The following is a 21,671-nucleotide window of genomic DNA, read 5'->3' as shown; positions in this document are numbered from 1 at the left end:
TTCCCCACGCGAGATCACAGGAGATTCAATGACGTCCGCACCACTCGACACGAACCAGGGAAGCTCGCCCGCCGAGACGAGCCTTCGTACCGCCGATCACGATCGCGACATGCACAACACCACCGCGACGGTGACGGTGATCGAGTTCCCGACGCGCGACGTCCTTCGTTTCACAGCGGCCCTCTCGTCCGGTTCCGACGACCCTGCGTGGCGACAGCCGAACGTCGCGCTCAGACTCCAGCTCGAGGCTCCCCTCAATGCGTCACGCGTCTACACCGTTCGCGAGTTCGACGCGTCGAGCGGCTCAATCGTGGTCGACGTCGTCCTGCACGGCGAAGCGAGTCCGATGATGAAGTGGGCGAAGGCCCTCACGGTCGGCAGCGTGTTCGAGTTCCGCGGGCCGCGCGCGCACTTCACCATCCCCACCACCGGTCATCGCCGAGTGGCGTGTTTCGCCGACTCCACCGCGATCCCGGCCCTGTTCGCACTGTTGCAGAAATGGCCCGAGGGAGTCGCAGGCGAGATCTGGATCGAGTCGGACGACGTCGGCGCCGTCGACGAACTCACTCCACCCGCCGAGGTCACGATCCGGCGCATCTCCACTGCCGACGCAGAAGGACTCCTCGCCTGCGCTCGGTCGATTCCCGACCCGACCGACTACGTCGTCTGGGGCGCAGGCGAACGCGACTCGATGAAGGCTATCCGCTCGTACTTCCGGACCGAGGCCGCTCTCAGCAAACAGGACGTCGCCGTGTTCGGGTACTGGAAGAAGGGCGTCAGCACCACGGATATCGACGACCACCGACTACGCGCATACGAGGCGATTCTCGCCCGGGGCGGCACCCTCGACGATCTCGATGATGCCGAGATCGGCATCTGAGCGGAGTCGCCGCATCGTACGGCCGACTTTCCAACCGCCTCTGCCCGAGAATCCGGACTGCAGGCCGTCATTCAGCGCGAGCGACGGCAGCGCGGGCGAAGGCGATCACATCGGTGAGCGGACCGTCCCAACCTGCGTGGCCTTGCGGTGAGTGGTACATCCGGTAGGTCACGCGAACGCCGTTGGCCCTCATCTGCTGCGCGAGCAACGCGGAGAACGGCGCAGGCGAGACCACATCCAGCGACTGCTGGTAGATCTGCACTGGCGAACTGTATCCGCGTGTCGGGACACCTAGGTGTCGACGCACGGCGTCGAGTAGTGTGCCCTCCGCCAATGGCCGCCGGACCATCTGGGCGGGCGCCGTCCGTCCTACTTCCGCGAGCATGTCGTGGTAGCCGAGCCGCTCCGCCGAGTCGAGGAGGTTCCTGCCGCGACCGCTCAAATACGAGTCCATCGGGTGGTCCGGACGTGCTGCTCTGAAGCCCGCCAGCACGTACGCGGTGTACACGGTCAGGTCCGGTGCGGGATTCACCGCGACGTCGGGTCGGACCATTGCGAGCTCATCCGCGACTCCCGCGGGCACCCCACCTGCCGAGGCTCCGGCCAGAACCAGTTCAGGAGCGTACTCGGTCGCCAGAGCAGCGGCCGCGAGCGTGGCATGTCCACCTTGAGAGTATCCGTTGGCGACCCACACGTTGGACAGACGGTGGTCGAGAGATCGAGCGGCTCGCACCACATCGATCATCGCCGCACCCTCGCTGCGTGTGTTCAAGTACGGGTGCACACCGGGTGTGCCGATGCCGACGTACTCCGTCGCAGCCACTGCGAATCCCGCATCGAGCCAGCGCGACAGGTACGCATCACCGGTGTTGCCGTCACCGGCCCAACCCGTGTAACTGACCACGTCATCGCTCAAGCCGGCGGTTCCATGACCGTACGAGAGAACCGGCCATCCACCGGCAGGCGCCTTGCCCTTCGGCAGATAGAGCGACCCGAGGCTTGTCGCCGGCCGGCCATCCGCACCAGTGGTCGTGTACTCGAATACCCGTCCGCCAGACGCGCGGGTGAGGACGAGGCCGTGTTCTAGGGCCTCGACGCTGATCACAGTCCCACGGGTCGTGTGGTCGGCCGGTCCACCCGACGCCGGCGCCGACGGTGTCAGCGCGGTGACCGCACACGCGACCGCCACTACGATCAGCAGTCTCCAGATGCTCGCCCGCGCACCCGCCGAGGCGCCCCTCGACTCATTCTTCATTAGGGGATCCTAACTTACTCGCGTCGCTACGGCTGCGACGATGGCGATCGATCCCTGCGCCGTATCGCCCGGACAATCGTCGTCACGATGCCACCCGCGGGGCCGAACAGATAGACGATCGCGAAGACAACGCCCTGGCTGAGGACGACCATGCCTCCCGGTGACGTGTCTTGGTAATAGGAGATGTACAGGCCGACGACGCCTCCACTCGCCGCCAGCATCGGGGCGATCACCAGCATGTGGCCGAATTTGTCGGTCAGCAGTCTCGCGGTGGCACCGGGAATGATCAGCATGGCGACGACCAGCACGATTCCCACCACCTGCAGCGCCGTCACAGCCGTCAGGGCGAGCAGTCCGAGGAGCGCCATGCCCAGACGCCGAGGATTGAGCCCGATCGCATGGGCGTGAGTCGGGTCGAATGCGTACAGCGTGAAATCGCGCCGCTTCACGATGAGCGCACTCGCGACCACGAACCCCAGGACCGATATCTGGACGAGGTCGGAGCCCGAGACACCAAGGAGATTTCCGAAGATGATGTGGTTCAGGTCGGTATTGCTGGGTGTGACGGAGATGAGGACCAGACCAAGCGCGAACAGTGTTGTGAAGACAATGCCGATAGCCGCATCCTCCTTGACTTGCCCCGTTCCACGCACAGCGCCGATGAGCCCGACCGCGATGAACCCGAAGACCGCCGCACCGACGGCGAACGGCACGCCGAAGATGTACGCGAGCACCACTCCTGGGAGCACCGCGTGTGAAACGGCATCCCCCATGAGAGACCAACCGATGAGCACGAGCCAACAGGACAGGAGTGCACACACCGTCGACGAGACCAGCGTCGCGATCAATGCGCGCGTCATGAACTGGTACTCGAACGGGGCGAGGAGAACATCCGTGAGCGCGGTCATTCCGGCGAGCCCCCGGAGTCGTTCTCGTTCGGGACGTTCAGTGGATCGAGCCCGAACGCCCGCACCAAGTTGTCCGGCGTGATCACGTGTTCCGGCGTTCCATGCGCGAGTACGCGACGCATGAGAAGGACCGCCTGGTCCGCGAGACGTGGGAGCGCGTGGAGATCGTGAGTGGAGACGAGCAGCGTCGCACCGTCATCCGCGAGTTCGCGCAGCAGCCCGCTGATCGTGGCCTCGGTGCGCTTGTCGACACCCGCGAAAGGCTCGTCCAGCAGCATGACCGAGGCCTGCTGGGCGATCCCACGCGCAACAAACGCCCGCTTGCGCTGACCGCCGGAGAGCTGGCCTATTTGACGGTTCTCGTAGCCACTGAGTTCGACACGCTCGATAGCGTCACTCACGGCGGCGTGGTCAACGGATCGGGGCGTCCGCATGACGCCGAGATGTCCGTACCGCCCGGTCATCACCACGTCGCGTACCGATAGGGGAAACGACCAGTCGATGTCTTCGGACTGCGGTACGTAACTGACCGAACCCGTCCGACGCGCGTACGCCGGTGATCGGCCGTGTATGCGGACGCTCCCCCTGCTCGGGGTGATCAACCCCATGATCGTCTTGAACAGGGTCGACTTTCCGGAGCCGTTCATGCCGATCAGTCCACAGACGGTTCCCCGATTCAAGAGCAGCGAAGCGCCGTCGAGTGCGACGACATCGCCATAGCGCACAGTCACCGCGCGAACGTCGATCACGGCATCGTCGGGGCCGCTCATGACTTCGCCCTTCCGGCCAATCCGGTGACAATCGTGCGGACATCGTTGCGGATCAGGTCGAGATAAGTCGGCACGGGGCCACCGCCGTCCGACAGCGAATCGACGTACAGGGTGCCACCGTAGGTCGCCCCCGTGGCTGCGACCACTTGACGCATGGCCTTGTCGGAGACGGTGGACTCGCAGAACACCGCGGGAACTTTGTTCGTGCGGACGAAGTCGATTGTCGACGACACCTGCTGTGGAGTCGCCTGCTGCTCGGCGTTGACCGCCCAGATGTAGCGCTCGGTGAGCCCAGCGTCGCGAGCAAGGTAAGAGAAGGCGCCCTCACACGTGACGAGTGCTCGCTCGTTGGCGGGCAGTCCGCGCAACGCCGAGACGAGTTCGTGGTGCACTCCCCGCAGTTCGGTCTTGTACCTGTCGGCATTCGCTCGGTACGTGCTTGCACCGTCCGGATCGAGATCCGAGAACGCCCGCACCAGATTGTCGACGTAGACCTGCACGTTGAGCGGGCTCATCCATGCATGCGGGTTCGGCTTGCCCGCATACGCGTCGGAGGTTATGTCGACCGGGTCGACACCCGAACTCGCGACCACGTGCGGCACGTCCAGGTCGTCGACAAACTGCTCGAACCATCGCTCGAGCCCCAAACCGTTGTCGACGATCAGCGATGCATCCGAAGCGCGCCGAATGTCCGAGGGAGTCGGCTCATATCCGTGGATCTCCGCGCCGGGTTTGGTGATCGACTCAACACGCAGACGATCACCGGCGATTTCGGACGAGATGTCTGCCAACACCGTGAACGTGGTCAGCACCACCGGCCGGCCCGAATCCTCGCCCGGGTTCGACGTGCACGCCACGACAGTCGCCCCGATACCCATCATCGCCGCGATACCCATGAGGCGAATCCAATATTTCGTCATGTTCAGACTATATATTCGGCTCTCCGAACTTTTCAACACGTATGCACGATATCTGGCGAACCATCAGGTCAGAGCACCCTCGAACGCACTGCCACAGAGCCTCCACAGTCGACAAACCACGTGGGATTCCGGATAAATTAGGGTAAGCTAAGTTGATGTCGACTGTTCATCTGCTCTCGGGGGCATCCGGGTCTGCGGAGCAGGAGCGGCAGTACGCCTCATATTTCGCCACCGTTGCGGAGATGCTCCCTGGCCGGAACTCACCTCAAACCAGGTCGTACGGCCTGCATCCGTCAGTGGGGCGCGGGACCATCGACGTGACAACGCTGCGCGGCGGCTTCCGCCTGGTGCGCTACGACGTGACATTCGCTGAGGATCATCAGGTGGAGTACCGCTTCCCCAGCGACAGGTTCGAGCTCGAAGCCTGCATCGACGGCTCGCTGCGGATATCCGAAGACTTCGCAGGCCAGGATGATCTGTCACGGGGCTCGGTGTCGCTGACACCGCCGCGGGCAACCGGTGGTCGCCTCATTCACCCCGCTGGGCAGCCCTACCGCGGCCTTTCCCTCACCGGCTGCAGGAACACCCTCAAGCCGTATCTGGGGAGCGTCGGCACTGAGGTGTTCAACGATGCGCTGGACCGACTTGCGAACGCTCACGGTGAAGACTTGTATCTGGGCCGTGGTCGTCGGCTCGCCTCGGTGTCGACTACTCTCGTCGGCCTGTACGGCATGCGTGCCGACTCCGCGGCCAACACACTCATGATTGAGTCGAGAGTGATGACCGCGTTCGCCGACCTCATCCACGCGGCGACCGAGCGGGCCACGGATCACGACTTGCACCCCCACGAAGTTGCCGCGTTGGAACGCATTCCAGCGATTCTGTGGCGGACGCGCCATGAAATCCCGACCGTGGCTGACGTCGCGGCCACCGTGTCCATGAGCCCGAAGCGCCTATCTCGCGGGTTCAAGACCCTGTACGGGCAGTCACCGATGGCCTATCACCGCCAGCGTTGCCTCGAACGCGCAGCCGAACTGCTGGTCACCACGGACTGGACCGTCGACCGCATAGGTGCCGATGTCGGGTACGCCTCAGCGAGCAACTTCATCTACGCGTTCCGCCGTCGCCACGGCTGCACACCTCGCAGCTACCGGGCGGAACGTCAGCGTGGAGCCTGAACGGAGTCCGTACCTCCACATTTCCGCACCTGTCGCTCCACACCTCTTTGGACGATTCGACGCAACGATATGGACGAGCACACCAGTGTGATCACGCCTGACGTTCCGTCGAAAGGACCAAGTCCGGATGTCCCCCTATCCTCCGCATCGCATACCGACGCGACCCACAGTTTCGTTCATCTGCATCCTCGCGATCAGCATCGTTGTCGGCGCCTTCGTCTCGGGCTGCTCCACGCCGCAGTCGCCAGGGGGCCACACTGGCGAAGGACGCGACGGCCCATGGCCTACGACGGTGTTGATGCAAGACAATGCTGGGAACGATCTCAAACAGACCATCGAAGCCGAACCGAAGCGGGTGGTGGTGATCGGACAGAATCTTGCCGAGCTGATGATCGCCTTCGGCCTGCAGGACAAGGTCGTCGGCGTCGGATACCTCGACGGCGCCGACTCCTACTACCGAGACGGGCTGGCCGAACTGCCTCGGCTCTCCGAGCAGGTGCCTTCCGCCGAATCTGTGATGGCACTGAACCCCGACCTCATCCTGTCGATGTCGTTCGCGATGACCGAGGAGAACCTCGGCACGGCGGAGATCTGGAATAGCCGCGGCATACCCGTCCTGATGGCCGACAACTACACGATCGGCCGCGATCTCACCAGCTACTTCGACGACATCAAACGCATCGGAACCGCCTTCGGCATCAGCGGCAAGACCGACGAGTACATCGCCAACGAGCGTCTAGCCTTGGCAGACATTTCAACGATCGCTGCTCGATCCAAGAACAAACCACGCGTTCTGCTGGTTGCAAGCGGCGGATCGAACAAACTGACCTACAACTACTACTCGCCGTCGCTGAGCCTCGTCGACGAGATGGTTGAGACCGCCGGCGGAAAGTACATCGAGGTCACCGACGACAGTTACGCCGAGATGTCAGCCGAGAGCATCATCAAGGCCGCGCCAGACGTGATCGTCATGACCCAGTTCCAGAAGGCCGGCTCAGAGTCAGAAAAGGCGACGTTGCTGGCCGACGCCAGACTCCGGCACGTACCGGCGATCGCGGCCGGGAAGATCTTCCTGCTCGACTACGCGACGTCTATTCGTGGCACACCGCACCTCGGCGAGCTGACTCGCGCGCTCGCCACGTTCCTCCACGCAGGCCTGGTCTTCTCGTGACGCGGGCGGCAGACCGCCATCGGGTCGCGGGCACAGGCTCGGCCCCCACATCCACGGCGACGACCGGTGTCGGCAGGTTCCGGGGACTTCTCGCGCTTATCGCGGTCTCAGTGGCAATGGTCGTCTCCATCGTCATCGCAGTCTCCGTCGGCCAGGTCAACATCCCGTTTCTCGACACACTCGGAGCCTTGGGCGGACATCTTCTCCACCTGCGCAATGATGCCGGTGGTGACCAGTTCGACAGCGTGATCTGGGAGATCCGGCTCCCCCGGGTCCTGCTCAGCGTGTTGGTGGGAGCCGGTTTGGCTCTGTGTGGCGTGATCATGCAGGCCTCTCTTCAGAATCCACTCGCTGATCCGTACCTGCTCGGAGTGTCAGCGGGCGGCTCGCTCGGTGCCACCGTGGCGATCCTCGCCGGATTCGGAGCGAGCGGCCTGCTCGCGGGAGCGAGCGTGCCGGTCTGGGCTTTCTCGGGAAGCCTGCTCGCGACGGTCATCGTGTTGATGATCGGATCGACTGGTTCACGGACTTCAGCGGTGAAACTCATTCTCGCCGGCGCCGCGGTCAACGCGCTCTGCACCGCCGTCTCGAGTTCGTTCGTCTACTTCGCGGCGTCGTCGGAGGGGATTCGCACGGTGACGTTCTGGATGCTCGGCAGTCTCGCGTCTGCGACATGGGACGACCTGCCGCTGACCCTCTGCGTGGTGGTGGGCGGACTGGCGGTGATGGCCACTCAGATCCGCAGCCTGGACGTGATGCTCACCGGCGACGAGTCCGCGATCACGCTCGGCGTCGACTCGGCTCGACGTCGCCGGGCGTACCTGGTGTTGTGCGCGTTGGTCACCGGTTGCCTGGTGGCTCACGTGGGCGTCATCGGCTTTGTCGGCCTGCTCGTTCCACACGTGGTCCGTGGCGCCGTCGGCGCGTCCCATCGCCTACTGCTGCCAGTGGCGACGATCGCCGGGGGTCTGTTCGTGTTGTGGGCGGATGTGATCGCACGCGTCGCGGTGTCGAACTCTGAACTGCCCATCGGAATCGTGACTGCGGTCCTCGGTGCTCCGGTGTTCCTCCACATGCTCACTCGAAAGGAGTACAGCTTTGGCTGAGGTCGCATCCCCCCGATCCGGACTCGTCGCACGCGGGGTGAGCGTTGAGATCGGCGGATCACCCATCGTCCGCGACATATCGATCTCCGCCGACGACGGCGAGTTCGTCGGTGTCATCGGGCCGAACGGAAGTGGTAAGACCACGCTGCTCAAGGCTCTCTACAAAGTGTTAGCCCCATCGTCAGGCACGATCACACTCAACGATCTGGACCTACGCCGGGCCCGCCCCGTCGTTGTCGCGCAACAGTTGGCGGTCATCTCGCAGTTCCAGACATTGAGTTTCAACCTCAGTGTCCGCGACATGGTCGCGTTGGGCCGCAGTCCCCATCAGAAGCACCTCCAACCGACTTCGTCCCACGATCGGGCCGTGGTCGCGCAGGCCGTCGCAGCCGTCGGGCTTGCGGACCGGTCCGATCAGAGCATCCAGACGTTGTCGGGCGGAGAGACCCAGCGGGTTGCGCTGGCACGAGCGCTCGCCCAAGAACCCGCGTTCCTGGTCCTGGACGAGCCGACCAACCACCTCGACATCCGACATCAGTTGCACGTCCTCGACATCGTCAGGGAGCTGGCAATCGGTGTGGTGGCCGCCCTGCACGATCTCCATTTGGCGGCACGCTACTGCGATCGCGTGTACGTGGTGAACGCAGGACGAGTCGTCGCAAGCGGGCCGCCGGCGGACGTTCTCACTCGGGAACTGATCGGTGACGTCTACGGCGTGGAGTGCGAGCCGTTCCGCGATCCGCGCGGACTGCTCGCGTTCAGCTATTCCAGCGCTCACCCGATCTCCGGACGCACCGCGGAACAATGAAACATCTGGCTCCACTGCTGGTTTCATGTACCGCCACGTTCCTGTTGCTCGCCTACTCGACGATTGTCACCGTGGCCATGCCGTCGATCTCAGCCGACTTGTCGGTCGGGTTCGGCGCGCTGCAGTGGGTCATCGACGTGTACACGATCGCTTTAGCTGTGCTGCTCGTCCCACTCGGCGCGGTCAGCGACCGCCTCGGTCGTCGTACATTGTTGGTCGGCAGTCTCGTCGCATTCGGCTGCGCGTCCTTGCTCTGCGCGCTTGCCCCGACATCGTCGGTGCTCGTCATTGGCCGGTGCGGCCAGGGTGTCGCCGCCGCATCGCTGTTCGCGACGACCCTTCCGCTCCTCGAAGCCTCATACTCTGGTGCTGCCAAACATCGCGCTTTTGCGATCTGGGGAGCGGTGTCCGGGCTCGCCGCGGCTGTGGGCAATGTGTCGGGCGGCTTACTCGCTGCGGTCGGCTGGCGCCTGGTGTTCGCCCTGGCTGTTCCGATCGCAGCGGGAGCCACATGGATGGCCATCAAGTATCTGCCGAACGACAGACCGCTGGAACGACGCCGAATCGATGTCCCAGGCATGGTCTCTCTGAGCGCCACGATCGCCCTTCTCGTGATCGCGACACTCGTGTTCTCCGATCGAGGCCTCACCTGGACAGTGAGCGTTCTGGCCACGCTATGCGCAGCCGCCCTGATCACGTTTGCTCACTATCAGCGACGCAATCCCGAAACCGCGGTGATTCCACGAGTGCTCATGCACAACCGGACGTTCCGGACTGCTGTGGTCATTGCCGCCGCATACTACTTCGCCGCGTTCGGAATACTCCCCGCGATCTCTTCATGGCTCCACGACGCTCTGGCCCTCTCACCGGCACAGATAGCGATGGTGCTCTCGGTGCAACCGCTTGTCTTCTTCGCCACATCGCTCCTACTCGGACCGCGAATCGGTCCGACGCGACGGGACCGCGCGTTCGCCGCAGGTCTCCTTCTCTGCGCAGCGGGATGTCTCGCATTGGCGCTGCCGACAGCCGTCGCCGGATGGGCTGGAATCCTTCCCGCGATGGCACTGACCGGAATCGGTGCAGGCGTCATCTCGCCGGCCCTTCCAGCCGCCGCGATGCAGGATGTCGCTCCGACCCAACAAGGCGTGTCCTCAAGCACCGTGAATGCGTCGCGCCAGTTCGGAATCAGCCTCGGAGTCGCCGCATGCGCGATCTCCGTACGAGCTTTCGAACCCGGCTCGGACCCGCACCGCTGGGGAGTCACTCTGCTCACCATCGGTGCCATGACGGGTGGTGTCTGCGTAGCAGCGGCGCTCACGACCTCAGCTCGGACACGACTCCGACTGAATTGACCCGTGTTTGATGGAGACAGGTTTGACCGGAAGGAAGACGTGTCCCATGCCTCGCCCATCGAAGTACTCTCCGGAGTTGCGTGACCGCGCAACGCGGATGGCGATCGACGCCCGGAAGGACGCCGAGACCGCTCCTGGTGCGATAGCCCGTGTCGCCGCTCAGCTCGACATCCATCCCGAAACACTGCGGAGTTGGGTCCGCCGAGTAGAGGACGGTCAGGTCGCCGCCCCTGGTGCGCAGACGGTCTCTGATATCGAGCGCGTCCGTCAGTTGGAGAAGGAGAACGCCGAACTCCGCCTCTTTCTTCACGGCGGAGCTCGACCGCCCACGCAGGTGATTGTCGCGTTCATCGACGATCACCGTGATCGCTGGGGTGTCGAGCCGATCTGCATCGTCCTCACCGAGGCCGGCTGCCCGATCGCCTCCAGCACCTACTACGCAGCCGAACCCGCCCACCATCGGCTCGCGCGGTCCGCGACGAGTACCTCAAAGAACAGATCATGCGCGTCTATCAGGACTCCGGTGGGATCTACGGTCGCCGCAAGATCCGAGCTGCGCTCGGCCTCGACGACATCACCGTCGCGAAGTCCACAGTCGAACGACTGTGCGGCGACCTGGGGATACGCGGTGTCGTGCGCGGAAAGTTCCCGCGGGCCACCAAGCCTGCGCCCGAGACTAACCGACCCGATGACCTAGTCGATCGAGCGTTCTGCGCTGATGCGCCGAACCGATTGTGGGTCGCCGACATCACCTACGTGCGGACCGACGCCGACTGGGTGTACGTGGCATTCGTCCTGGACGTGTTCTCGCGGATGATCGTCGGCTGGCAGACCTCGACTCGCATGTTCGCTGACCTCGCGATCGATGCGTTGGCGATGGGCCTGTGGCTACGCCGGCGTGCCGGCCAGGAACTGGCCGGCCTGATCGCGCACAACGATCGCGGCGTGCAATACCGAGCCATCCGCTACACCCAGGCCCTCGACGAGGCCGGGGCCGTCGCATCGGTCGGATCCCGCGGGGACTCCTACGACAACGCGATGGCCGAAGCGTTGAACTCGTTGTACAAGCACGAACTGATCTACAAGAAGGGACCGTGGACGAGTACGAACGCCGTCGAGATCGCGACCGCCGAATGGGTCCACTGGTACAACACCAGCCGCCTGCACAGCGCCCTGGACTACCAGACACCAGCAGCGGTCGAAACCGACTACTGGACGCAGCACACTGCCCCTGAACCCGCTCTACAGAACAACTGATCGGTCTCCATCAAACCCGGGTCTTGACAAGCGAGTGAAGGAGATGGAAACGATGGGAGTAGTCAGGACGCTGTCGCCCGGCGCCGCCGCGCTGCGAGCGGCGAGCGTGGACCGCGCGGAGACCGTGCTGGCGGCCCTGGTGGCCGGTGCCAACGCGCGCCGGCAGGGGTTCATCGACGCGGCCGGGGCGATCTACACCGACCTGGCAACGCCTACGGACACGGAGTTCGACCAGTTGGTCTGGACCGCCTGCGTCTCGTCGAACAGGCCGCGTGGGGACATCGAGAAGACATTTCGCGCCCGCCTCGGCGGCGCGTCTTGGGAGGCGTCCGCCGCCGCGGTCGACGGGTACCTGCGGCCCAGCGCGGAGACGGTCCGTCGCTGGGCGAAGGTGGCTGTCGCGTCCGAGCCGCGCTTCGCCGGAGTGTTCCGGTTGCCGCAGCCCGCGGGCCCCGTCACGGGGAGCGAGGAGGCGGTGGCATGACGCACCCCGGCCACTAGGACCCTCGCCCCGTTCAGAACCCCGATCACCGGTGATGTGGTCGGGGTTCTGTCATTTCACGAGCCCGACTACCAGCCGGCGACACCTCGAAACGCGGCGTCGCTGGTCGCTCGGTGGTGTGCGGCCGTACCGACTCGGCCCGGTGGAGCCCGAACGGTAGCCACCGCTGGTCTCCGGTCGGTGTAGTCGGCGTACCGTGCGGCGACCAGACGGGGCACCAGCCCGCCCGGAAGTCGGACAATACAGCCGTCGTGCAAAGTCCCCGAGCGTTGTCGCGGCTACCCCGGTGCATTGTCCCGCGAGATACCCCCACGGTCCCGCGGGGACCGCGCTCGACGACGCCGACAGACGCCCGGTGCCGCCGGGGCCTCCCACGACCGTCGACAGCCCCGACGTGGTGCCGACTCACCTATCGGGCGGTCGTCTCCGGAGGACCATCACCGCCACTATCGACTACGTCGCCGGGCCATCCCGGCGGTGCTTCACGCTGCACGTCGACGCCTCCCGTTCGAGCGGCCTGCCATCGGCCGGCCGCGATGTTCGGCACCGGGCCCCTCCCGCTCGCTGGTTCCCGACCCCTACGTCCTGTGCGTCGGAGTGTCCTTGGGCGCGGCGTTCGAGCGAAGCGAGTGCGCAGTGCCCTCCCCGGCCCGTCAGGGCCAAGGCTATCCAGCAATCGGCGCCCGCGCGGGACGAGCGAAGCGACGACCTGCGTCACGGGCGCGTGCTCGCGACGGTCAGTGATCGCCTCACGGGATCACTGTCCAACCCGCGTCGCGGAGCGGTCGACACGTCCGTGGGTCGAGGCCGAGTTCGACGGTTCGGCAGTTCGTGTCAGCAGCTGTGCACATAGGCTCGTTCATGGGTCCTGGTCGTGCGAGTTCGGGCGGTGTGAGAACTCCCATTCTCACACTCAGGACCCGCCTACATGTCGTGGTCACCCACGCTCGACCCGCACCTCTTTTACGCACCCTCAGATCCGAAAAGCCAGTTTGGGGAACTATTCGGTCAACTTCTAACGAAACGGCTCCTGTCGCGCCAGCGCGTGGCACAACCCCCAGTAGGGTTGCGCCACGCGCCACGTCGAGCCCCTCAGATCCAACTACTCGACATCGCCCACCAGTGCAATGTCGGTTATCACGAACGGATCAGATGCGACGAGGTCCGACAGCCACTCGGGAGTAGGTATGCGGCGAATCTCCTTTCCTGATGCGAAGTTTGTGAAAACAAAATCACCTGTACCCGAAACCGGCGAACCGCTCGAGTCGGTTCGCGTCAGGTAGGACACCCCTTCCAAACCTTCCCCGACCGCCACAGCATCAAGATCACGATCCCTAATATCGGGCGCAATAGTGAACAGATAGCTGGCCACTGTCTGGCCATTCTTGATCATCGATACTTGACCACGAGAATCGACGTACTCCACGCCTTCTCTGTTCTGCCACGAAGTATTCGAGCCGAATGGCGCAGTGTACTGAGTGTCGACTCCGCCGTGTTCTGCAGAACTACTTGCCAGGTCGAGCGGGATCGGCACCCACTCAGCATCTCCCTTGTGGACATTCACTGTCCAGAATCCCGACCTGACGGACTCGCCTTCGGAAACCGGGTTCCCATTTGACATATAGGTCGATACCTGCCCATTCTTGTCGCACGAGTACGGGATCCTCCCGCCTGAGCTTGCCGTATCGAACCTCCACTCCGCCCTTTTGCGGTCGGGTTGACGTCTTGCCATGTCGATTTCGGCGAGCTCGTAGGTCTCCTCCGAGCCAATCTTTCCAAACTCTCGGGAGACTACAGCATAAGGGGTGTCTTGACACCTGCCGGAGGATACGACTCGACCGTCAATCTTGCGGATCGAAGGCGAACCGGTAGGTGAAACTCCAATCACAGTACTCCGATACTTTCCGTTAACCATTCCATCGTCAAGCCACAACAAAGAATCGCTTGACTCGAGGGAATAGGGCGTAGATGCCTGTAGGGAAATTCCACCCGCATCATGAGGTTCGATTCGCGTGCCCTCCCTAGAGGTCACAAAGTAGCTCTCACGATCCGCGAAGACTATCCCATCGCGATACCGTGCGATCTGACTTCGAAACATCCCCTTCTGATGCATATACCCGAGTGGCACCATATCTTGATCCACGAAGACCACCCATGAATTGTCCTGCACTGTGTCGTGCGCAAACTCAAACGCTGGAGGAGCGATCATGACGGCGGCATACGCCCGTCCAGGGATTCGATCCACCTCAGGCCCCAGAGCAGATGTCTCCGGCGCAGAATCAGATGAGCATGACGTCGTCGCGGCGATTACCAATGCCACTGTGGCACACACAACTGAACGGCCGGACCATCGCGGAACCTTACCCCTGCTTCGGCTGAACCACATCAGTACGGCGTAACCAGTGGCGAACCGGTAAGGTCAGTCGGATAGACACCGGGGTTTGGAGCCATTCGGCCGATAAATGATCCGTATGAATCTTTATCCAGGTCGATTCGCGACGGTTCATAATAGGCAGCCCACACCAGTTGGGAGCAATTGAAATGACCCACGTCCGGGCCTCCCTGCCTGTTGTTTGCAAACCCAGCGGAATTATATCCCTTACCCTTCTTAGAAAGGGCATAGTCCGCGGCCGCATCCTTCTGCTGACTAGTTGCCTGGTCAGCGTTGACGTAATATTTCTGCGGATTCAGGCGTCGCGTCGAAGCGGCATCCGTCACGTAGTGAACCCCTTTTTCGTCACTCGCCTCCATGGTATCCTTCGCGGTTACGAATATTCCATTGTGTCCGTGATTAATTCCTTTTGTGCACGAATCAGAGTAGAAGAAATCGCCTCGCCGCAGCGCCACTCCCACCTCCCTATTTGCAGGCTTACCACATGCATCATCCGCGCTACTGTTAACCTGGACAGCCTCCAGGGCATTCCGCTCAGAGCTGGCGAGGACCTTCGAGTACGGAAGTGACATCTGACGGGCAAAATCCTGCAGCCCGCTTCGCAATTTTCTTATCTCGGTATCGAAGTTTCTGACCGAGATATTGATCAGTTTCCGGAGTTCGTCCTTCGGTATGTCTGGATACAGCATCCGCCCCTTGGTGCCGATAGAGGGTTGATCTCGGTCAACGCCACTAGCGGGCTCGTCTCGCTCGGTCGACGGCTGGGCCGAAGGACCAGTTCGGTCGCCGTTCGGCTTGGCAGTTTCGGAAGTGGATGGCGGTGCCGTCGAACTCGGGGGCGTCGAAGTGCCTGGGCTGAGCGTCGGAGGCTCGCCGTTCTGGCCGCACCTGTAAGGCACCGGTGGCGGAGGCGCGTCAGACGGCCGCGCTCCAGGATGGGTTCTCATCCACGCGGTAGACCACGCGGTGTTGTACGCTGCGGTCTCTCTCTTGCAGCGCTCTGCCGGCGTTTCGGCGGTTGCTTCTGAAGGAAGCAGCGCGAATGCCGTCAGCATTGATATGGCAATGGCTACAACTGTAAGCGCCCAGCGTGCGGCCCCTCGCAGTGGCCGTCGACCTTCGCTAGTCTTCGTTACGTTCATTTCCGACTCCTCGTTTACAGCCGGGTTGCCGGACCGTGGTCGTAGTAGACGTAGACGCCGGTGTCGGTGGTGACGCTGATCTTGGCGTAGGGGCGGACGCTGATGGGTCCGAGGGCGTTGGTGACGTTCAGCTCGATGCCGGACAGGACGATGTCGGCGACCGGCTGTGTCAGGGCGATCTCGGCGAGGGTGACTGTGGTGATCTTGCCTGCGCCGACTTCGAATTCGAGGTCGGCAGCCGGGATCACGGTCGCTTCAGCGCCGAGTTCGGCACCGATCTCACCGATCGAGCCTCCGCCGCCGCTGCCGGAGATGGTGACGTTGGGCGCGAGTTTGGCGTTCAGACCACCGGACAGTTTCAGCTCGGGAGTGTGGGCGGTCACCTTCACACCGTTCGGTGCCACCGAGACGGGGTACCCGATCTGGTAGCCGACCTCCACACTGGCCCGAACAGTCTTGCCGTCGATGTTGCGAACCGCCGCGTGCACATCAGAAGACAGCAGGGCCTCACCGGAGAACGGTGAGGAGTCCAACGCCGGAATCTTCTTCGCCCGGAGCTTCGATGCGGTGAGGGTGATGTCGACACCTTCGCGCGTGTGATGCGTCCGGGCGTCGGCCGGTCCGGCGAGCAAACTTGAGGCCAACGCGAACGCGGCGATGACGGCTAGGACGAGTGGTGTCGCGATACGACGCAACATAGGTGACCCCCAAAGTCAGAACAGGCCAATCAGCCTGTGTAACAACCGCTCCCGAACCAGCGATACTCATTGCAGATCCGGTGTGCGGCGGAAGCGCTGTGCTCCCACCTGCGATCCCATCCTTCGGGCAATCTAAAAGCAAACATTCTTCCGAAACGTTTGGCAAATGCCCAGTTCAGCTTATGTTTCCATTTGTCCGGTCCGGACACGGACCGCAGTCCGTATAGTGCTTCCGTACTCCTAACACGCTGCAGGGGACCCCTTGCGCACGTCTGAGCAGGGTGGGAAACGGAATCAGGTAACTGATCGAACAACGCAGCTCGCCGCAGGTGACGGTCTGACCGCTGCGGTCGCGGCCATCGGGAGCTAGCCGTAGACAGCCACACGTCCGGGAATCATGGCCGACAATGTGATCAGAGCCTCGAGGGGTCAGCGCAGTTACGCCACGCCAGTTTCAGATAGGCAAGCAAGCCGCACCTGCCGAGGGAACTGCACCACGGCGAGGTCTACTGCGCCTGCTCGGCCGTCCCCCTCGCTGCCGCGCACGCCTTCCTGCGCGGCAGCGAAGAGGTCGGCCGGAGTGACGCCGCACGCCTGGGCGAGACCCCAGATCCGGTCCGAGCCCAGCGAACTTGTCCCCTGCTCCAAGCGGCTGATCGTCGGGCGACTGACGCCACTCGCCGCGGCCAGCTGGTCCTGCGTCAGACCGGCAGCCTTCCGAGCGTCGGCGATGGCGGACCCGAGCGCACGACGGCGCACGTCACGCAGCTCCAACTGCGCAGGCGTGAAGCGGTCCGGTCCGATGGACACAGGCCCAGTCTCCCACGCGATGCAGCATCATTCGCCCTCCCCTGTCTTGCCAGGGGCAGTTGATCAGAAACTACCTCTGACCTGCAGCGGAAGCGGAGGGATTTGAACCCCCGGTGGTTTTACCCACGCTCGCTTTCAAGGCGAGTGCATTCGGCCGCTCTGCCACGCTTCCCTAGCGGACCACGTTAGCGCACGTCGTCTGACGTCGGTCCATGTGCCCGGGCTGTCGATCGGTGGAACACTGGGTTCATGCGCGCGATTGCAGGATCCGAGCCCCTCGACGTCACCGACCTGCCCGAGCCGGAACCGGCCCCGGGCGAGGTGATCGTCGACGTCGCGGCCGCGGGGGTAAATCGGGCCGACATCCTTCAAGCCGCAGGCAATTACCCTCCACCGCCCGGGGCCTCGGACGTCCTGGGACTGGAAGTGTCTGGGACGATCTCCGCGATCGGAGACGACGTGTCCGGCTGGTCGATCGGCGACGAAGTGTGCGCGCTCCTGGCCGGCGGCGGCTACGCGGAGAAGGTGGCCGTTCCGGCACCCCAGTTGATGCCGGTACCCAGAGGCATCGACCTCGTGTCGGCCGCCGCCCTGCCGGAAGTCGCCTGCACGGTGATGTCGAACGTCGTGCTGACCGCCCACCTCAGTCCGGGCGAACTGTTTCTCGTGCACGGCGGGAGCAGTGGAATCGGCACCCATGCAATCCAGTTGGCGCACGCCCTCGGCGCGAGGGTCGCCGTCACGGCGCGCAATCAGGACAAGCTCGACAGCTGTCGAGACCTCGGTGCCGACATCCTCATCAACTACTCGACGCAGGAGTTCGAACAGATCATCGCCGCAGAGGGCGGGGCAGACGTCATCCTGGACATCATCGGCGCCAAGTACCTTGCGCGAAATGTGAAAGCACTCACGACGGGCGGACGACTCGTCATCATCGGCATGCAGGGCGGGGTGAAGGCCGAGCTGAACATCGCGGCACTGATGTCCAAGCGCGCCGCGATCGTCGGGACGACTCTGCGTGCCCGCCCCGTCGTCGGTCCGGGTTCCAAGGCGATGATCGTCGCCGAGACGATCGCCCGGACGTGGCCGCTCGTGGCCAGCGGGGACGTCCGGCCGATCATCGACTCCGTCTTCGACCTCGCCGACGCAGGCGCCGCGCACGATCGGCTCAATTCCGGCGAGGCCGTCGGAAAGGTGCTGCTCACCATCTGAGACGTGTCGGCCGGGACCTTGTCCCGCTCCGGTCAGAGGTCTTCGGCGACGATGCGTTCGCCGATCTTGCCGAAAGTTCGGCAGAAGGCCTCGAATTCGTCAGCGGTGAGCGATTCGATGACAAGCCGGCGGACGGCTCGGTCACGCTCGTCGAGGATGGGCTGGACGATGGCCCGACCCTCGTCGGTGATGCGGACCCACTTCTGTCGCCCATCGACATCACCGGTGTCGACGCGGTCGACGTAGCCCTTGTCGATGAAGCGCCCCACCTGGCGCGACACGGTGCTCACCGGGATCTGGGTGGCTTCAGCAAGATCACTGATGCGCATCTTGCCGTAGCTGCCGAGAACCTCAAGCACGCGCCAGTCGGCACTGGGCAATGCGGAGGACGAGTCGATCTGCCGAAACAGCGACCGGTACAGAACCCAGCCTCCGGTCACGAACTGCTGCCACAGTTCGCGCTCGCGGCTGTCGAGAATCGTCTCGACCTCTTCGGCATGGGACAACCCTCGCACCTCCTCGGGAATGTTGCACTGCCAACTTTCTACGCTCACCATACGGTCGGAGGCGGGCGGCACGGCAATCACCGTCGATCGGTCAGCCGAACGACCCGAGCACTCGGACGAGTTGGTCCACTTCGTAGGGCGTCGAGTACATCCCCAGACCGACGGACACCGCGCCACCAGCATCGCTGACGCCGATCGCGTCGAGCGCGCGGCTCGGCACGTCGAACGCCGCGCTGATCCCGTTGTCGTTCAGCCTGCCGCACACCTTCGAGGCTGCGACTCCCCGCACCACGAAGCTGACGAGCGGAACACGGTGGGTGTCGACGCCGATCACGTGCACATGCCCCAGGCTGTCCAGCGAGGACACCAGATAGAAGGTCAAACGCTGCAAGTACTCGTACGTGGCGTCCATCGACATCGTCAGACGACGACGCCTGGTCCCCGCCGCGTTCGTCTCCAGACCCGCCAGCAGGTCGACCGAGGCGACGACACCGCTCAACAGTGCCGCCGGGGCTGCGGCGACTTCGAGCCGGGCCGGGCCGACAGCGTGCGGATTCAAGGACACGTTCGTCAGTGAGTCCATCACGGCACGGCTCGAGAAGACCATCGCGGCCATCCTCGGTCCGCCCCACCGTTCGGCGCTGACGATCACGACGTCGGCGCCGAGTTCACTCATGGTCAACGGCACGAACGGCGCCGCATTGGTCGCGTCGACCACCAGCAGCGCGCCCGCCGCATGCGCGTGGCCGGCGATCTGGCCGATGTCGGTGATTGCGCCGGTCGTCGACGACGCCAGCGTCACTGCGACGACGGTCGTCCGATCGGTCACCAGATTCGAGTACTGCCACGGTGGGAGTGTGCCCTGCTCTACGTCCACTTCGGCCCACCGCACGACTGATCCATGACGTGCGGCACCGCGCAGCCAGGGCACGATGTTCTCCTCGTCGTCCAGCCGCGACAGGACGATGCCGTCGCCGATCCACCGGGTGACCGGCAGCGCGTCGACGAGGGCACACACCACAGCGGCGCGCGACGGACCGAAGACGACGCAGTCCGGATCAGCGTCGAGGAGGTCGGCGATCGCGGAACGCGCCCGAGCAGTCATCGCAGCGGCTTCGACCGACTGGCGCGAGAGTCCTCCACCGGGAACGGGGAACGAACGTATTCCCCTCGCCACGGCCGATCCGACGGCATCCGGGATCTGCGTCCCGTTCTGCGAATCGAGGTGAATCCACCCGTCGCCCAGTGAGGGGAACAGTCCCCGAACGGAGGCGACGTCGAACGGCATGGCACCACGATAGTCAATGCGGACGACGCCGAACGTCGCAGGACGTCCGCCCGGCACAGGCACAATGGAGGCATGCTTCCCGAGATGTTCGGCACCTCATTCCCCGGCAATCCGATGGCACCTGGACCGTCGAACCCCGACGACGAGCCCATCGTCGAGTTCGGAACGCCTGCAGCCTCATCGGAGACCGGCGGCGACCCGGTCACGGCGATGGTCGAGCAACCCGCGAAGGTGATGCGGATCGGGACCATGATCAAGCAACTCCTCGAAGAAGTTCGCGCCGCTCCGCTCGACGATGCGAGCCGACAGCGGCTCGCGGACATCCACCGCACGTCGATCGGCGAGTTGCAGGACGGTCTCGCCCCGGAGCTGAGGGAAGAGCTCGACCGTCTGGCACTCCCGTTCTCCGACGACGCGACACCGTCGGACGCCGAACTCCGCATCGCTCAGGCTCAGCTCGTCGGGTGGCTCGAGGGCGTCTTCCACGGCATCCAGACCGCGCTCTTCGCGCAGCAGATGGCCGCCCGCGGGCAACTCGAACAGATGAGGCAGGGCGTACTGCCGCCGGGCGTGGGTGACATGTCCGACAACCACAGCACCGGCCAGTACTTGTGACCCGCCGGTATGCTGTGACGTTGTGTCAGCCGTAGCCAATGACGGCGGAGCACCCGGCCGGACCATTCCGCCGGCTCCGCCCACCTCGGATTCGCGAACCTTCGCACGAGGCGTCCAAGACCTCATCGAGGGCTTCCGCACCTCCGAACTCTGGCTGCATCTCGGCTGGACCGACATCAAGCAGCGTTACAAGCGCTCAGTGCTCGGGCCGCTGTGGATCACCATCGCCACCGGTGTCACGGCTGTCGCGATGGGCATCCTGTACGGCGAACTGTTCCACCAGGACATCAAGACGTTCCTGCCGTATGTGCTGCTCGGCTTCATCTTCTGGGGATTCATCGAGACCACCGTTCTCGACGGTTCTGTGGTGTTCTCCACCAATGAAGGCCTGATCAAACAGTTGCCCGCACCGATCAGCGTTCACGTGTACCGGGTGGTGTGGCGCAGCCTCATCATCTTCGCGCACAACATCGTCATCTACGCGATCGTGTTCGCGATCTTCCGGCCGCCGATCGACTGGTCGGCGCTCCTGGTGATCCCGGCCGTCGGCCTGTTCGTGCTGAACGCTATCTGGGTGACCGTGGTGTTCGGCATCCTGTCGACCCGATTCCGTGACATCGGCCAGTTGTTGACCACTGCCGTCCGCCTCGTGTTCTTCATGACGCCGATCATCTGGTCGGCCAAGACGTTGAGCGACGTCGGCGACTCCGGTTCGAGCAAGCTGAAGTACGTCGAGCTCAATCCGATGTTCCACTACTTGGAGATCGCACGCGGTCCTCTGCTCGGCGATCACGTCGAGTTCTATCACTGGGGAATCGTCCTCGGCTGCACGGCGGTCGGCTGGATCGCGGCGCTGCTGGTGATGCGCAATTTCCGTGCCCGCGTGGCGTACTGGGTTTAG

Annotated in this window: 21 protein-coding genes, 1 tRNA gene and 1 other annotated feature; of the genes, 11 read left to right on the top strand and 11 right to left on the bottom strand. The window is 63.8% G+C overall.

The window, feature by feature from the left end:
* The first annotated feature begins 28 nt into the window (after positions 1–28).
* A complete protein-coding gene (locus tag WFK36_RS14150; protein ID WP_336792429.1) occupies positions 29–880 on the top strand; it encodes a siderophore-interacting protein in 852 nt (283 codons plus the stop codon).
* 67 nt (positions 881–947) lie between these two features.
* On the opposite strand, the gene WFK36_RS14145 is transcribed toward WFK36_RS14150, so the two are convergent.
* Genes WFK36_RS14145 through WFK36_RS14130 form a run of 4 tightly spaced genes read right to left on the bottom strand, consistent with a single transcriptional unit; the run spans position 948 to position 4,691 of the window.
* Positions 948–2,135: a lipase family protein gene (locus WFK36_RS14145; protein WP_336792427.1), complete on the bottom strand. Its 1,188-nt coding sequence runs from the start codon at positions 2,133–2,135 to the stop codon at positions 948–950.
* 26 nt (positions 2,136–2,161) lie between these two features.
* A complete protein-coding gene (locus tag WFK36_RS14140) occupies positions 2,162–3,043 on the bottom strand; it encodes a metal ABC transporter permease (protein WP_336792425.1) in 882 nt (293 codons plus the stop codon).
* Positions 3,040–3,813 carry a metal ABC transporter ATP-binding protein gene (locus WFK36_RS14135; protein WP_336792423.1) on the bottom strand — a complete coding sequence of 258 codons (774 nt, stop codon included), beginning with the start codon at positions 3,811–3,813 and terminating at the stop codon, positions 3,040–3,042. The genes WFK36_RS14140 and WFK36_RS14135 overlap by 4 nt, the downstream gene beginning before the upstream one ends.
* On the bottom strand, positions 3,810–4,691 hold the full coding sequence (locus WFK36_RS14130) for a metal ABC transporter substrate-binding protein (protein WP_419717496.1): 882 nt from the start codon (positions 4,689–4,691) through the stop codon (positions 3,810–3,812). Before WFK36_RS14130 ends, WFK36_RS14135 begins: the two co-directional genes overlap by 4 nt.
* A 197-nt stretch (positions 4,692–4,888) precedes the next feature.
* On the opposite strand from WFK36_RS14130, the gene WFK36_RS14125 reads away from it, so the two are divergent.
* The 7 genes from WFK36_RS14125 (at position 4,889) to WFK36_RS14095 (ending at position 12,089) form a co-directional block, all read left to right on the top strand.
* Entirely contained in the window at positions 4,889–5,911 is a 1,023-nt protein-coding gene (locus WFK36_RS14125; RefSeq protein ID WP_336792419.1) for a helix-turn-helix domain-containing protein, read from the top strand.
* A 298-nt stretch (positions 5,912–6,209) separates the two neighbouring features.
* Entirely contained in the window at positions 6,210–7,082 is an 873-nt protein-coding gene (locus tag WFK36_RS14120; RefSeq protein ID WP_336792417.1) for an ABC transporter substrate-binding protein, read from the top strand.
* A gap of 116 nt (positions 7,083–7,198) precedes the next feature.
* Complete coding sequence (locus WFK36_RS14115; RefSeq protein WP_336792544.1) at positions 7,199–8,188, top strand: FecCD family ABC transporter permease; 990 nt, start codon at positions 7,199–7,201, stop codon at positions 8,186–8,188.
* The gene (locus WFK36_RS14110; protein ID WP_336792415.1) at positions 8,181–8,996 is read left to right on the top strand and encodes an ABC transporter ATP-binding protein; all 816 of its coding nucleotides are present in this window, start codon (positions 8,181–8,183) and stop codon (positions 8,994–8,996) included. The genes WFK36_RS14115 and WFK36_RS14110 overlap by 8 nt, the downstream gene beginning before the upstream one ends.
* On the top strand, positions 8,993–10,348 hold the full coding sequence (locus WFK36_RS14105) for an MFS transporter (RefSeq protein ID WP_336792414.1): 1,356 nt from the start codon (positions 8,993–8,995) through the stop codon (positions 10,346–10,348). Before WFK36_RS14110 ends, WFK36_RS14105 begins: the two co-directional genes overlap by 4 nt.
* 46 nt (positions 10,349–10,394) lie before the next feature.
* Positions 10,395–11,605 (top strand): IS3 family transposase gene (locus WFK36_RS14100; RefSeq protein WP_419717491.1). Its coding sequence is split into 2 segments (ribosomal slippage): positions 10,395–10,806 and positions 10,806–11,605, totalling 1,212 coding nucleotides; the frame shifts between segments, so codons are not numbered across the junction.
* Positions 10,644–10,775: a sequence feature (AL1L pseudoknot), on the top strand. Its footprint overlaps the gene before it by 132 nt.
* 52 nt (positions 11,606–11,657) lie before the next feature.
* Entirely contained in the window at positions 11,658–12,089 is a 432-nt protein-coding gene (locus WFK36_RS14095; RefSeq protein WP_336792413.1) for a hypothetical protein, read from the top strand.
* 1,120 nt (positions 12,090–13,209) lie between these two features.
* On the opposite strand, the gene WFK36_RS14090 is transcribed toward WFK36_RS14095, so the two are convergent.
* The 5 genes from WFK36_RS14090 to WFK36_RS14070 form a co-directional block, all read right to left on the bottom strand.
* Complete coding sequence (locus WFK36_RS14090; RefSeq protein ID WP_336792411.1) at positions 13,210–14,259, bottom strand: hypothetical protein; 1,050 nt, start codon at positions 14,257–14,259, stop codon at positions 13,210–13,212.
* A 233-nt stretch (positions 14,260–14,492) separates the two neighbouring features.
* Positions 14,493–15,188 carry a hypothetical protein gene (locus tag WFK36_RS14085; protein ID WP_336792409.1) on the bottom strand — a complete coding sequence of 232 codons (696 nt, stop codon included), beginning with the start codon at positions 15,186–15,188 and terminating at the stop codon, positions 14,493–14,495.
* A gap of 467 nt (positions 15,189–15,655) precedes the next feature.
* A complete protein-coding gene (locus tag WFK36_RS14080; RefSeq protein ID WP_336792407.1) occupies positions 15,656–16,339 on the bottom strand; it encodes an MspA family porin in 684 nt (227 codons plus the stop codon).
* A 438-nt stretch (positions 16,340–16,777) separates the two neighbouring features.
* A complete protein-coding gene (locus tag WFK36_RS14075; protein ID WP_336792405.1) occupies positions 16,778–17,149 on the bottom strand; it encodes a helix-turn-helix domain-containing protein in 372 nt (123 codons plus the stop codon).
* Positions 17,150–17,236: 87 nt separating this feature from the next.
* Positions 17,237–17,321: transfer RNA gene (locus tag WFK36_RS14070), tRNA-Ser, on the bottom strand.
* A 77-nt stretch (positions 17,322–17,398) separates the two neighbouring features.
* Between WFK36_RS14070 and WFK36_RS14065 the strand changes: the two genes are divergently transcribed.
* Positions 17,399–18,361, top strand: coding sequence for an NAD(P)H-quinone oxidoreductase (locus WFK36_RS14065; RefSeq protein ID WP_336792403.1), 963 nt, complete (start codon positions 17,399–17,401; stop codon positions 18,359–18,361).
* A gap of 32 nt (positions 18,362–18,393) precedes the next feature.
* Here WFK36_RS14065 and WFK36_RS14060 read toward each other — a convergent pair whose 3' ends face one another.
* Together WFK36_RS14060 and WFK36_RS14055 are read right to left on the bottom strand one after the other, a co-directional pair.
* Positions 18,394–18,876 (bottom strand): MarR family winged helix-turn-helix transcriptional regulator, encoded by a 483-nt coding sequence (locus WFK36_RS14060; RefSeq protein WP_373278336.1) that lies wholly within the window; start codon positions 18,874–18,876, stop codon positions 18,394–18,396.
* 82 nt (positions 18,877–18,958) lie between these two features.
* Positions 18,959–20,155 (bottom strand): aminotransferase class V-fold PLP-dependent enzyme, encoded by a 1,197-nt coding sequence (locus WFK36_RS14055; protein ID WP_336792399.1) that lies wholly within the window; start codon positions 20,153–20,155, stop codon positions 18,959–18,961.
* A gap of 72 nt (positions 20,156–20,227) precedes the next feature.
* On the opposite strand from WFK36_RS14055, the gene WFK36_RS14050 reads away from it, so the two are divergent.
* Both WFK36_RS14050 and wzm read left to right on the top strand, forming a co-directional pair.
* Positions 20,228–20,770: a bacterial proteasome activator family protein gene (locus WFK36_RS14050; protein WP_008377654.1), complete on the top strand. Its 543-nt coding sequence runs from the start codon at positions 20,228–20,230 to the stop codon at positions 20,768–20,770.
* A 22-nt stretch (positions 20,771–20,792) separates the two neighbouring features.
* Positions 20,793–21,671 (top strand): galactan export ABC transporter permease subunit Wzm/RfbD, encoded by an 879-nt coding sequence (gene wzm / locus WFK36_RS14045; protein WP_419717490.1) that lies wholly within the window; start codon positions 20,793–20,795, stop codon positions 21,669–21,671.

Source organism: Gordonia malaquae, from assembly GCF_037148075.1.
Classification (GTDB): Bacteria; Actinomycetota; Actinomycetes; order Mycobacteriales; family Mycobacteriaceae; genus Gordonia; species Gordonia malaquae.
The sequence above is the reverse complement of the archived record's forward strand: the minus strand, read 5'-3'. Positions and strand labels throughout refer to the sequence as shown.

Bases quoted from the DNA above. Each gene is read 5' to 3' on its own strand.
- WFK36_RS14050 (WP_008377654.1), top strand. From the start codon at position 20,228: ATGCTTCCCGAGATGTTCGGCACCTCATTCCCCGGCAATCCGATGGCA.
- WFK36_RS14065 (WP_336792403.1), top strand. From the start codon at position 17,399: ATGCGCGCGATTGCAGGATCCGAGCCCCTCGACGTCACCGACCTGCCC.
- WFK36_RS14135 (WP_336792423.1), bottom strand. From the start codon at position 3,813: ATGAGCGGCCCCGACGATGCCGTGATCGACGTTCGCGCGGTGACTGTG.
- WFK36_RS14095 (WP_336792413.1), top strand. From the start codon at position 11,658: ATGGGAGTAGTCAGGACGCTGTCGCCCGGCGCCGCCGCGCTGCGAGCG.
- WFK36_RS14140 (WP_336792425.1), bottom strand. From the start codon at position 3,043: ATGACCGCGCTCACGGATGTTCTCCTCGCCCCGTTCGAGTACCAGTTC.
- WFK36_RS14125 (WP_336792419.1), top strand. From the start codon at position 4,889: ATGTCGACTGTTCATCTGCTCTCGGGGGCATCCGGGTCTGCGGAGCAG.
- WFK36_RS14080 (WP_336792407.1), bottom strand. From the start codon at position 16,339: ATGTTGCGTCGTATCGCGACACCACTCGTCCTAGCCGTCATCGCCGCG.
- WFK36_RS14105 (WP_336792414.1), top strand. From the start codon at position 8,993: ATGAAACATCTGGCTCCACTGCTGGTTTCATGTACCGCCACGTTCCTG.
- WFK36_RS14130 (WP_419717496.1), bottom strand. From the start codon at position 4,691: ATGGGTATCGGGGCGACTGTCGTGGCGTGCACGTCGAACCCGGGCGAG.
- WFK36_RS14145 (WP_336792427.1), bottom strand. From the start codon at position 2,135: ATGAAGAATGAGTCGAGGGGCGCCTCGGCGGGTGCGCGGGCGAGCATC.
- WFK36_RS14120 (WP_336792417.1), top strand. From the start codon at position 6,210: ATGCAAGACAATGCTGGGAACGATCTCAAACAGACCATCGAAGCCGAA.
- WFK36_RS14150 (WP_336792429.1), top strand. From the start codon at position 29: ATGACGTCCGCACCACTCGACACGAACCAGGGAAGCTCGCCCGCCGAG.
- WFK36_RS14115 (WP_336792544.1), top strand. From the start codon at position 7,199: ATGGTCGTCTCCATCGTCATCGCAGTCTCCGTCGGCCAGGTCAACATC.
- WFK36_RS14085 (WP_336792409.1), bottom strand. From the start codon at position 15,188: ATGCTGTATCCAGACATACCGAAGGACGAACTCCGGAAACTGATCAAT.
- WFK36_RS14055 (WP_336792399.1), bottom strand. From the start codon at position 20,155: ATGCCGTTCGACGTCGCCTCCGTTCGGGGACTGTTCCCCTCACTGGGC.